Here is an 11,517-nt window from a genome sequence, read left to right as displayed (position 1 = left end):
GAGTTTCCCGACCAGAATTCAAAGCTGAAAAACGATAAAATTCAACCAAGTGTTTCACAAGACGAACGAGACTTGTGGGTAAAGACAAGGGCGATGCCCCTGGCTATGTTGAACGAGGCCGTTGGCCATTAGAGGAAAAAGCGCATCTTCAAAACTGACGCGTGGGGGTTACCAAAACCAATCACCTTCCCAAAGGGAAGGTGAAGTAAAACTGCACGGCCTCCGGGATGGTCGAGCATCGGATCCAGCGCCTAACCCTCCCCGGACCGAAGCGGGCCGACCCTTCCAGAGGGAAGGTGTAGAAAACTCTCGGTCCTTCGATATCACGCTTCGGCTTGGCAGGTGTTTTCCAGACGTCCAATGCCGTCGATTTCGACCACACAGCGATCACCGGGTGCCAAGTAACGTGGCGGTGTTCGAGCGTCGCCGACTCCCGATGGAGTGCCCGTGAAAATCAGATCCCCAGGCTTCAGCGTCATGAATTTCGACAGGTGAGCGATCAGCGTCGGAATGTCAAAGATCAGCTGGTCGGTTTTACTTTCCTGCAGGGTTTCGCCGTTGATATGCAATCGAATTGGCAGATTGCCTGGATCCGAAATCTCATTGGCGGTGACGACAGCCGGTCCAAGCGGCGCGAACGTGTCGAAGGATTTGCCGACCAGCCACTGGCCACCGGGACGACCTTTTTGCCAATCTCGCGATGAAACATCGTGGCCGACCGCATAGCCAAACACCGAATCCATCGCGTCGCTGGCATCGACGTGGCGAGTGGTTTTGCCGATGACCACAACCAACTCGGCTTCGTAGTCGACTTTGTCACTGATCTTCGGCAGCACGATGTCTTGTCCGTGTCCGACCAAAGCTGAATTGAACTTGCTGAACACAACTGGCAACGACGGCTTTTCGGCGCCGGTCTCAATCGCGTGATCGAGGTAGTTCAAACCGATGCACAGAATCTTTTCCGGACAGGGCACCGGTGGCAGCAACTGGTCCGGCGCATCAGTCCATTGAGACTCATCGGGAGTGGGCAACTGATCGAAGTCCGATTGGCCAAGCGAAAACAGAGTGTTGCCCTGTAGCCACTTTTGTTCGACTTCCGCACCCAACAAATCGCCAACGGGACAAACCTTTGGGCGAGGAGCCAGTTGAGTTTCGGGCTCTTTTCGGATCGCCAAACGTGTGTCACCGGAAGAATCAATGTAACGGCAGAAAGCAACCATGAGGGAACCAATCGAAGTGGCAAGAAGGTGAGGAAGTGGATGCGAGTCGTCAAAGCAAGCGAATCAGACCGAAAGTCGATTTGCTAGCAAATACATTCATTTGCAAGCAATACCATAGCGATCCGCTCAATTGTTTGGGGATGGCTGCAGCGGCCCAAACGAATCTTTACACTGCGACCTCGCGTCGGCATACTCCGATCCCCGCGGTCGCTATGGCGTTGCCAGCGGGCGAGTTCGATCCTCTCTTTTCCCACCGTCTATGAACACCTTGGCGATCAACCAATTGTCGACACTTCGATGGGAATTCGAGCAAGACGCACAAGCTTATTCCGATCGAGGTTTCGAAGGCATTGGTTTGTTCCGACCCAAGTTGGACGACCTGGGAATTGATCGAGCGGTGGAGTTGTTGGCCGAAACCAATCTGCAAGCCACCTCGCTGAGTTGGGTCGGCGGATTCACCGGCAGCGACGGTCGAGGATTTGACGATGCCGTTCGCGATGCGATGGGCGCCGTTCGTGATGCAGCGGAACTGCGAGCCGAAACACTGATCGTGTTGGCCGGTGGCCGCAACAATCACATTCGCAAGCACGCACGGCGGACGCTTTGCGACGCGTTGTCTCACTTGGCCATCATTGCCGAGGAATTTGGGGTGAAGCTGTCGTTGGAACCCATTCATGCCGGTTGTGGCGTGGAATGGTCATTCGTCAACGATTTGGAATCGACCCTCGAGATTCTCGATATCGTCAACAGTCCCAACCTGGGAATCGTGCTGGACACCTACCACGTCGGAATGGACGACCGAGTGCTGGACATGCTGCCTCACGTCGTTCCGTTCATGCATTTGATGCAGTTGGGCGACGGGCGTCACAGTCCACTTGGTGAGATGAATCGTTGTTTGCTGGGTGAAGGCTGCGTGCCGATTCAATCGCTCGTGCATCGAGTTCTGGAACTCGGATTCGCCGGACCGATCGAAGTGGAATTGATCGGCGAAGACGTTGAACCGCTCAGCTACGAATCGGTGCTCGATCACACCCGATCGTATCTGGACCAAAACCTCGGTCCTGTGAAATCAACGTAGGTCCGGTTCCCACCGGACAAATGATTGACGCGTTGAAGATCGGCGTCCGGTGGGAACCGGACCTACGATTGAGCAACAACGTTGTGATCAGTCCGCGATCAGACCAAACGGCAGTGATTCAAGATCGCGTCCGCGTCCGCTTTGTAGCCCACATAAAATGGGCCGAACTCGGCGTACTTCGCGCTCGCTTTATCGAATCGCATCTTGTAGACGATGTCTTTCAGGTACTGAGGGTTGCGACCCCACAAGGTCACCATCCATTCCCAATCATCCAGTCCCACACCGACTGAAATCAGTTGGCTGACCTTGCCCGCGAAAGCCATTCCGCTTTGAGCGTGTTCGGCCATCATTTGGTTGCGAGCACTGAAGGGTTCCATGAACCAGTTCGCACCCGGGACCCGGCTCTTGTTCATCGGATAGAAACATGCCGATGGCCAATCCGGAATCTCTGGCTGCAGACGATTGCGATTCATCATCGGCAAACGTCGCTCGTAGGCACCCACTTTCGCGGCCAATTCGGGTGAGTCCGGTGCGTTGCCTTCTTTGATCAATCGCCGGCGATACTCTTCAATCGATGGCACATATTCACTGACTTCGCTGACAGAAACAAACGACCAAGCGGGTTCGATCAATCGGCCAATGCCCGGTGCCATGATCGCTTGATGAATGCCATCGACTTTGGCTGGATCAGGATCCATCACCATGACGCCGAAGTCGCAGTCATGACCGCTGATCCAATAAGACGCCAAGCGTTCCGGGACCGCGTCGCCGGTTGGGTTCAGCGCCGCCAGGAACTGTTCGCGATGACCCGGTGAAATCGAACCATCAAACATTTCGCGGCGGAAACGATAGAAGTAGTGACCGCAGTGCCAACCTTCTTCGGGAACCACACTTGGTTCGGGCAAGGGAGCGTGTCCGGGTCGGCCGACTCCCGGAGGAGGACCGCCAGCGGAGGAAGCGGGCGGACGCGACTGCGATGGATCAGATGTCATGGAGGTCGATCGAGTGGGTGTTTTGAGGGACGTCGACACGATGCAGAGGGTCCCGGATCAGGACCAGTCTTCATCGAGCCACCCATTGTAGATCTCGATCGATGATTTTGCAGCGCGTTATCGCAGCGACCACTGCAAAGAACGGTCTTGGTAGCCGTGTTGTCGGGACCAATGTCGTTTGCCTTCCGCACCGAAATAGCCATAGGAATACGGCGTTTTCCAGCGTGGTTGGACCGTGGCAGCGGGGATCGTTTGGCGAGCCTGCGGGTTTTTGACCCAGTGTTCACCCACGCCCAAACGGCCGGGGCCTTTCGCACCAGGATCGTTTTCGACCCCGGGTGGATGGGTCAAAGGGGCGACCGCAACGGCGGCTTTTTGGTGAGCGTGATGCAAATGTGGGTGCAAGGAACCGGAGGAAGGCTGAGGCCCATGCTGCATGGATCCCTGTTGCTGGTGGCTGGAATACTGGTTCGGCGCGTAGCCATGTTTCCGTGTGACCTTCGGCGGCGTGGGAGCCTGGATAATCACATGAGGAACCTGGGCCGGTGCGTTGAACCCAGCCCAGTAGTCCGCCTCGCCAGAATATTGAGGGGCTCCATCGATGTAAGTCTCGGATGACACGATGGTTTCGCCGCTTTGAAGCGGCAATTGGACCGGCGCAGGAAGCTGTGCACGAGCCGAAGTCGTCAGCGATACGACCAACCCAGCGAATACCAGGCACCTCAAGCCAGCGAACCAGCGCCGGGCGCTCAGATCATTGAGTGAACGTGGGGTGGAAGGCGAAGTCCCAGCGAAATTTCGGCGAATCGGGTAGTTCAACATGGGACGGCGATCGATGGAGGAACCGATGGGCGGGAGTCAAAATCTCCGCGTGCATACCGAATTCGCTACCAAACTCGAACACTCGGTCACAAGACGCGAATCACCCTGGCGAGAAAAACGAGCCGCTTGGTACAAGCGATCTTTGGTAGCCGTGTGCCAAGCAAAACCCATTTCCCGCTCGTTTGATTTACTTCCATGAAGAGTTTTCGCCGAGTTCTGCGATTATCGCTGCGACGTCGCATGTCCTTGTTGGGCATCTTGCTGTCGTCGTTGGTGATTGCAGCTTTGTGGGGCGCAAACATCGGCACGCTGTACCCGATGGTGGAGGTCGTCTTCAAAGGCGACGATCTGCCTTCGTACGTCGATGAGCGTTTGGCCGATTCGCGAATCGCGATGGAAGAACAACGTGTCGAACTCGTCCAACTGCGAGACGAGTTGAAGGAGCTGGAACAGAAAGCCGAGTCAGCGACTGACGCCGACACGAAGGCATCCCTGGAACAGAAAATCAGCGCCACCACATTCGAAATTTCTTCCGCCGAGTTGGCTCAAACGGCGACGGAAAAGACCGTGGATTGGCTGTCGTGGGCTCAGCCCTGGATCGACCAATCCGCTCCGCGAGGAGCCTTCCCGACGTTGGTCTTCATCGTCGTGATGTTGGTCGGCGGAACCGCAATCAAGTTGGTTGCCCTGACGATCAACCTGATGCTCGTTCAATACGTCGCCGAAGGCACGGTGATGGAACTGCGAGAAAAGTACTTTCGCAAATCCTTGCACTTGGACCTCGATCACTTTGGCCAAAACGGATCCGCCAACCTGACCAGTCGTCTGACCAACGATGTCGCACACATCGCCGTTGGAGTCAGCACGCTGCTAGGACGTCTGATTCGCGAACCGCTCAAGATGGCGGTGTGTTTGTTTGGAGCCGCCACGGTTTGCTGGCGATTGCTGTTGTTGGTGATGATCGTATCGCCACTGATGGCGTTTGTGATGCAACACCTCAGCCGTGCGATTCGCCGCGCCAGCCGCCGAGCGATGGAAGAGATGAGCAGCTTGTACGGGATGCTCAATGATGCGTTCGGTGGTATTCACGTCGTCAAATCATTCAACACACAAGCCTACGAACGAGCCCGTTTTCGTGCCCGTGTGCAGGCCTATTTCCGCCGCTCGATGAAGGTGGCGTTGTACAACACACTTGCTCGCAGCAGCAGCGAATTGCTCGGCCTAACGATGGTCGGTTTGGCAATTTTGGCGGGCGGATACTTGGTCATCAACCAACAAACACACTTGCTGGGCATTCGCATGAGCGCTCGTCCGCTCGACGTTGGCCAAGTCCTTCTGTTCTTCGGTCTTCTGATTGGTGCTTCGGATCCCGCTCGCAAATTGTCCGACGTTTGGACGTCGCTTCAGCGGGGCATTGCCGCTTCGAATCGTGTGTACGAAATCATCGACGAACCCATTCGCGTCACCGAGCCCACCAATCCGGTTCACTTGGATCGACCCCACAACGCGATTCAGTTCAAAGGCGTCCACTTCCAATACCCATCCGGACCGATGGTGTTGCGAGGCATCGATCTGACGATCCAGCACGGCGAAACAATCGCCTTGATTGGGCCCAATGGTTGTGGCAAAAGCACGTTGATCAATTTGCTCTGTCGCTTCGACGACCCGCACGAGGGCGAAGTCTGTTTCGACGATGTCGCGATCGACCGTTTGCCGACCCGCGATCTTCGTCGACGCATCGCGTTGGTGAATCAACGAACGGTGCTGTTCGACGACACGATCGAAAACAACATTCGTTACGGCAGTCCCAGCGCGGACGCTCACGACGTGGTTCGAGCGGCCAAGTTGGCTTTCGCGGATGATTTCATTCGCCGGAAAACACCCGATGGCTATCAAACGTTGCTCGGATCCGGCGGAGTTCGATTGTCTGGCGGACAAATGCAACGAATCGCGCTCGCACGAGCCTTCTTGCGTGATCCAGACATTTTGATTTTGGATGAAGCGACCAGCCAAATCGACATCGAAAGTGAACAGCTGATTCACCGAGCGCTCGAAACGTTCTTGGAGAATCGCACGGGAATCATGATCACTCACCGAGCCAGCACGCTCGCGATGGCCGATCGAGTCGCGGTGTTGGATTTGGGCCAAGTCGCCGATGTGGGAACGCATCACCAATTGCTTGCTAGCAATTCTTTCTATCGCAGCCTCTGCCACAGCGATCTGACCGACGCGGCTTGATCAGGCCCGACGACCGGTTGCATGTGACCGTCGCAACGGCTGAACTAGAGATTCAGGATTCTGTCCCCTCGTGTTTCTGGTTTATCCATCATGTTTGCACACGTGCGCCGTTGGTTCTTGTCGGGAAGTTGCATGGTTTTCGCGTTGGCTGGTCTGTCCAGCAATTCGCATGCTGATGAAGGCATGTATTTGTTCAACGATGTCCCTCGCGAATTGCTGCGAGACCGACATCAGTTCGAACCGTCCGAAGAATGGCTGAAGCATTTGCAGCTCTCTTCGGTTCGGTTTAATTCCGGTGGTTCCGGATCGTTTGTGTCCTCCAACGGTTTGGTGCTGACCAACCACCATGTTGCCAGCGACACGTTGGCCAAACTCAGTTCCAAAGATCGCAACCTGATTGACGATGGGTTCTTGGCGAAGAGCTTTGACGAGGAACTCAAGGCACCTGATCTGGAACTGAATCAACTGATCTCGATCGAGGACGTGACCGATCGAGTCAACGAGCAGATCACCGAAGCCGCGGACGCTGAAGAAGCCGCCAAACAACGCCGGGCAGTGATCGCGACGATCGAGAAAGAATCGCTCGATGAAACCGGTTTGCGAAGCGACGTCGTGACGCTGTTTGGCGGAGCGAAGTATCACCTTTATCGATACAAGAAATATACCGACGTGCGATTGGTATGGGCTCCCGAGACCGCTGCCGCATTCTTTGGTGGCGACGCGGACAACTTTGAATACCCTCGCTACAACCTCGACGCGACGTTGATGCGTGTCTATGAGGATGGCGAACCTGCCAAGCTGGAACACTTCCTGAAATGGAACGATCAACCGGCCAAAGATGGAGACCTTGTCTTTGTCAGCGGTCACCCTGGTCGCACGCAGCGGATCTTCACCGTCGAGGCGCTGGAGTACCTTCGCGACGAACGATTGCCTCATGTGTTGGATTTGCTTCGTCGCAAAGAGGTTCTGCTTCAGCAATATCGTTTGGAAGGCAAAGAAGCGGCTCGCCGTGGACGCGACGAGTTGTTTGGAATCCAAAACGCTCGCAAGGCTTACTCAGGCATGTTGGCTGGACTGCAGGATCCGCAAACGTTTGTGTCCAAAAGAGGTCGCCAAGATCGTCTGCTGACTGCACTTTCTAAGTCACAGGAACACTCGGGACTGGCGGACGCTTGGAAAGAAGTCGCGGAAGTGCAGAAGGAGAAGACTGAGTTGCTAGACCGCTCGGTATCGCTTCGCAGTGAGCTTTTCCAACTCGCTCTTCGAATTCTGATTTTGTCAGAAGAAGATCGCAAACCCAATGAAGAACGTTTGCCCGGATACACCGATTCGGGGCGCGAATCGCTGATGGCTCAATTGCTTTCACCGGCACCGATCTACGACGATTTGGAAATGGTGAAGTTAGCCGACGAGATCGCTTTGTTGCTCGAAAGCCGCGGCATGAACGACTCGATCGTTCAAGAAGTCTTGGCGGGACGTTCGCCCAAACAAGTCGCCAGCGAATTGGTGTCCGGGACGAAAATCAAGGACGTCGAAACACGCAAGGCACTAATCGAGGGTGGGTTGGACGCCGTCTTGGCATCGAAAGATCCGATGATCCGAATGGCTCGTGTGATCGCACCAGAGTATCGCCGAATCGACAAGATAAACGAGCAACTCAGCGAACGTGAAAAGCAGGCTTACGCGGAGATCACCCAAGCGACGACTGTAATCGAAGGCACCGGAGGCTATCCCGACGCAACTTTCACACTGCGTTTGGCGTTCGGTGTGGTTTCTGGTTACGAAGAACGCGGCGAACAGATTGAGCCGACAACGAACTTCGCAGGTGCGTTCACCCACGCGAAGGAACATGAAGGGCAAGAAGATTTTGACCTTCCCGAATCTTGGATGTCCGCGAAAGACAAGATCGACTTGGATACCCAGCTCAACTTTGTCTGCACCGCGGATATTATTGGTGGAAACAGTGGTTCACCGGTGGTCGATCGAGATGGAGCCTTGGTGGGACTGATCTTTGATGGAAACATCCAAAGCCTGACCAGCGACTACCTCTACACCGACGTCCTGAGCCGAGCGGTGAGTGTGTCCGGCGTCGCAATTCCCGAAGCCCTGCGTTCGATCTACCAAGCCAACGACTTGGCCGATCAACTCGGGAACTGAGTCGTTTCGGCCAAAAGATTTTCGACTGGTGGACAGAAGATCCACCAGTCGCTCAACGGTCGATTCTCAATCAGTCCGATTTGGCTTCGATCAAGTCACCGGTTTGCTCTGCGACTTCGCCGGCTGCTTCGCGAATCTCTTCATTCTGATCTTCGAGCTCTTCCAATTCGTCGGACGAGATCGCACCGTCAACCTGAGCTTCGTTGAGCTCTTCTCGGCCTTCTTGCACTTCTTCGTTGTAGTTGTCGACCGACATATCGTACTGGGCTTCGTCACATCCGATTGCGGTCAAGCAGGTTGCGAACGCGGCGGTCAATGCGAATGATTTCCAAGGCATGATGATCCTCTCTAAGTGGGAGCGTGAGAATTAAGTGACGCGCCCGATGAATCAAACCATCGACATTGACGCGTGAGACTTTTCCACGGTCGCACATTTCATGCCAGAAATTTCACGCCTGAAACAGGCACCTGCAGGCGTCTCGCTGTTTCCGCTTTGGAAACCAAGAGTCTCAGCGAACGATGACCAGGACTTCGGTGATGAAGTCGTTGCCAGTGCTGGCGGCTTCGGGTGAACCCAGAGCAAAATCAATTCGGTTGGTGAATGATTCGGCTTCGACGGGCATGAAGTCGCGGTTACTCAGTGCCATGCCGAGTCGTTGCAACGAACGCTTGTCTTTGGCATTCAAGTCATAGGCAACGGCACTCGAAGGAGCCACGTCTTCATCTTGTTGCCAAGCGATGCCGGAGACTGCGTTGCCCATCGCCATCGACATACCGACGGATTCAATCGAGTCTTCGTCCGCGAGCAGTTCGAGGAACAAGCGATCCAATTGTTTCGCTGGACCTCGCAACAACAAAATTTGATAACGAGTGTTGTCGTTCAGGGTGACTGATTCGCGAGTTGCTTCAATCAAACGTTCGTTGACAAGTTGCTTGCTTGAAGTGGACAAGCCGGCCGTTGTCATCGCCTTTCGAACCGGATCACTGTTCAACGCAAAGTGGTTGCGTGCACCAGGGTCGCGGGCTTCTGGTTTGAGTTGAACGTCGTAGATCAAAACCGCACCGGAGAGCGACTGAACTTCGCTGTTGTTACCAGCAGCAACGGTCGCCGACATGTCGACGGGAGCAGCGTTTAGCTTGGGCGTTGTTTCGGTATTCATTGCCGAAGCAATGGCGTTTGGCTCGGGGCGGTCCGGTCCGTTGTTGGTGGATGCCTCCAGGTCTGCGACCGAATTCGTGGTCGTTGATGTGTCTTCAGCGAGCATGTTGCCAACGGGCAAACCGTCGGCAGATTGTTCCGTCGAACCATCATTGGCCGCGATGGTTTCCACGGCGGGAGCACTCCGCGAATCCAAGTCATTGACTGGATCGACTTCAACATTGGCCGGATCGGCTTGCGCGACCACGGTGGAAGGATCACCAATTGGAGTGTTCGGATCGGTATCGCTCAAACGATTTTGCAGCGAGGCAACCAACAATCCTGCCGCGGCCAATCCGGCGATCGCAGCCACCCAAGTTCGTCGGGCATTGCGACTGGATTGAGGAATCACCGATTCGACAGGGACCGAAACGGGAAGTTTTCGCAGCGGGTGATCGGACGACAATTCATCGTCGATGGCTCGTTGCTGTGCCGCAGCGACAACGCGGGATGCAAAATCGGATGGCAAGCTCGATGAGGTGGTTGTGCTTTGGTGCAGCGATCGCAACATTTGACGATCGAATTCCGCATCGGTGATTCGCTGGGCTAAGTCAGCGTCCATGCGCAACTGCTCGGCGAGCCATTGCGATTGATCATCGCTCAAACGACCATCCAAATGGTCGCTGATCAGCTGATCGATCTGTTCGGGTTTTAGAGACATGATGCTGTTCTTTTGCAGCGAAAGCGAGGTTTGAAACGTATCGAACCAACGCGACGCGTCCATGCGTAGGGGTACAGTGTGAACAAGCCGGCCGCCAGAGCGGTGCATCGGGTTGTCAAGGTGTCAGATGGCGGATGAACTCACAAAGTTCCCAAATTAGCTTGAAATCGTTCCGTCTGGGGTGCCCACCATCGATCGCGAGACCATTTTAGGGGCCAATCGCAAGGCTTATCAGCGGATGACGGCCGCCGGATCTCCGCTGTGCCAGATTGTTTCGGACGAGGAATTGGCCGATCCGCTGCGGACGGTCGACGCGGCGGGGTGGTTGGGCGGAAACATTTCGGGGCAAAAAGTTTTGTGCCTCGCTGCGGGCGGGGGCCGACAAAGCTGCTTGTACGCTGCCGCGGGGGCTCGCGTGACGGTTGTGGATCTCTCGCCCGCGATGCTGGAACAGGACCGCATCGCGGCTCGCCAGCGGGGTCACCAAGTCGAATTGATCGAAGGATCGATGGATGATTTGTCCATGTTGCCCGCGGGACATTTCGACATCGTCATTCACCCGGTCAGCACGTGTTATGTGCCTTCGGTCATGGTTGTCTACGCCCAGGTCGCTCGCGTGATTCGCGGCGGCGGCATTTATATCAGCCAGCACAAATCGCCGGCGAGCCTGCAAACGTCGACCCAACCCCGTGCAGCCTCGAACGGTTCGCCCCGATACACGGTGGAACATGCGTACTACCGCAGTGGATTGTCCGTGAAGTCTGGCCCCAACACACCCGTTCCGCCGCCTCCCGCCAATCCGGTCGCCGCTCGATTGAGAGAACCCGGTGCGGTGGAGTTCCTGCATCGGTGGGAAGAATTGATCGGCGGCATGTGCCGATCCGGGTTCGTGATCGAGGACATGGCCGAACCGATGCATGCCAAACGAGATGCCGAACCGGGCAGCTTTGCCGAGCGAGCTCGTTTCGTTCCACCCTACGTTCGGATCAAAGCTCGACGGCGAAATGAGCTGTCCGCGGATTCACCCACGGCCCAGAGACTTTGGATTCCAGAAAACTGATCTAGCCGGATCGCCGCGGCAATTGATAGTTCCAAAGCATCCGACTGATCTGCTTCGCGTTGTCGCCCTTTCGTTCGATTGGACTGACCGG

General features: G+C 55.6%; 9 protein-coding genes. 4 read left to right on the top strand and 5 right to left on the bottom strand.

Annotated features, from left to right (window positions below; all coding sequences use genetic code 11):
• Positions 1-323: 323 nt before the first annotated feature.
• Positions 324-1,220 (bottom strand): fumarylacetoacetate hydrolase family protein, encoded by an 897-nt coding sequence (locus CEE69_RS25475; protein WP_099263410.1) that lies wholly within the window; start codon positions 1,218-1,220, stop codon positions 324-326.
• A gap of 259 nt (positions 1,221-1,479) precedes the next feature.
• On the opposite strand from CEE69_RS25475, the gene CEE69_RS25470 reads away from it, so the two are divergent.
• Positions 1,480-2,298, top strand: a complete 819-nt coding sequence (locus tag CEE69_RS25470; protein ID WP_099263409.1) for a sugar phosphate isomerase/epimerase family protein — start codon at positions 1,480-1,482, stop codon at positions 2,296-2,298.
• A 98-nt stretch (positions 2,299-2,396) separates the two neighbouring features.
• On the opposite strand, the gene hemQ is transcribed toward CEE69_RS25470, so the two are convergent.
• The gene (hemQ, locus tag CEE69_RS25465; RefSeq protein ID WP_233215632.1) at positions 2,397-3,290 is read right to left on the bottom strand and encodes a hydrogen peroxide-dependent heme synthase; all 894 of its coding nucleotides are present in this window, start codon (positions 3,288-3,290) and stop codon (positions 2,397-2,399) included.
• Between the two features lie 117 nt (positions 3,291-3,407).
• The gene (locus CEE69_RS25460; RefSeq protein ID WP_099263408.1) at positions 3,408-4,112 is read right to left on the bottom strand and encodes a hypothetical protein; all 705 of its coding nucleotides are present in this window, start codon (positions 4,110-4,112) and stop codon (positions 3,408-3,410) included.
• A gap of 195 nt (positions 4,113-4,307) precedes the next feature.
• On the opposite strand from CEE69_RS25460, the gene CEE69_RS25455 reads away from it, so the two are divergent.
• Both CEE69_RS25455 and CEE69_RS25450 read left to right on the top strand, forming a co-directional pair.
• On the top strand, positions 4,308-6,350 hold the full coding sequence (locus CEE69_RS25455) for an ABC transporter ATP-binding protein (protein ID WP_099263407.1): 2,043 nt from the start codon (positions 4,308-4,310) through the stop codon (positions 6,348-6,350).
• Between the two features lie 90 nt (positions 6,351-6,440).
• Positions 6,441-8,507 (top strand): S46 family peptidase, encoded by a 2,067-nt coding sequence (locus CEE69_RS25450; RefSeq protein ID WP_233215631.1) that lies wholly within the window; start codon positions 6,441-6,443, stop codon positions 8,505-8,507.
• Positions 8,508-8,577: 70 nt separating this feature from the next.
• Here CEE69_RS25450 and CEE69_RS25445 read toward each other — a convergent pair whose 3' ends face one another.
• Together CEE69_RS25445 and CEE69_RS25440 are read right to left on the bottom strand one after the other, a co-directional pair.
• Positions 8,578-8,844, bottom strand: coding sequence for a hypothetical protein (locus CEE69_RS25445; protein ID WP_099263406.1), 267 nt, complete (start codon positions 8,842-8,844; stop codon positions 8,578-8,580).
• Between the two features lie 172 nt (positions 8,845-9,016).
• Positions 9,017-10,366 carry an anti-sigma factor family protein gene (locus tag CEE69_RS25440; protein ID WP_233215630.1) on the bottom strand — a complete coding sequence of 450 codons (1,350 nt, stop codon included), beginning with the start codon at positions 10,364-10,366 and terminating at the stop codon, positions 9,017-9,019.
• Positions 10,367-10,604: 238 nt separating this feature from the next.
• Here CEE69_RS25440 and CEE69_RS25435 point away from each other — a divergent pair, with 238 nt between their 5' ends.
• On the top strand, positions 10,605-11,426 hold the full coding sequence (locus tag CEE69_RS25435; protein WP_099263404.1) for a class I SAM-dependent methyltransferase: 822 nt from the start codon (positions 10,605-10,607) through the stop codon (positions 11,424-11,426).
• Positions 11,427-11,517 lie beyond the last annotated feature (91 nt).

Origin of the sequence: Rhodopirellula bahusiensis, from assembly GCF_002727185.1 — a bacterium.
Taxonomy (GTDB): Bacteria; Planctomycetota; Planctomycetia; order Pirellulales; family Pirellulaceae; genus Rhodopirellula; species Rhodopirellula bahusiensis.
Note: the sequence above shows the minus strand (reverse complement) of the source record. Positions and strands in the feature narration are given on the sequence as shown.

Coding starts and splice junctions, on each gene's coding strand:
- hemQ (WP_233215632.1), bottom strand. CDS start 3,290: ATGACATCTGATCCATCGCAGTCGCGTCCGCCCGCTTCCTCCGCTGGC.
- CEE69_RS25455 (WP_099263407.1), top strand. CDS start 4,308: ATGAAGAGTTTTCGCCGAGTTCTGCGATTATCGCTGCGACGTCGCATG.
- CEE69_RS25475 (WP_099263410.1), bottom strand. CDS start 1,220: ATGGTTGCTTTCTGCCGTTACATTGATTCTTCCGGTGACACACGTTTG.
- CEE69_RS25435 (WP_099263404.1), top strand. CDS start 10,605: ATGACGGCCGCCGGATCTCCGCTGTGCCAGATTGTTTCGGACGAGGAA.
- CEE69_RS25445 (WP_099263406.1), bottom strand. CDS start 8,844: ATGCCTTGGAAATCATTCGCATTGACCGCCGCGTTCGCAACCTGCTTG.
- CEE69_RS25460 (WP_099263408.1), bottom strand. CDS start 4,112: ATGTTGAACTACCCGATTCGCCGAAATTTCGCTGGGACTTCGCCTTCC.
- CEE69_RS25440 (WP_233215630.1), bottom strand. CDS start 10,366: ATGTCTCTAAAACCCGAACAGATCGATCAGCTGATCAGCGACCATTTG.
- CEE69_RS25470 (WP_099263409.1), top strand. CDS start 1,480: ATGAACACCTTGGCGATCAACCAATTGTCGACACTTCGATGGGAATTC.
- CEE69_RS25450 (WP_233215631.1), top strand. CDS start 6,441: ATGTTTGCACACGTGCGCCGTTGGTTCTTGTCGGGAAGTTGCATGGTT.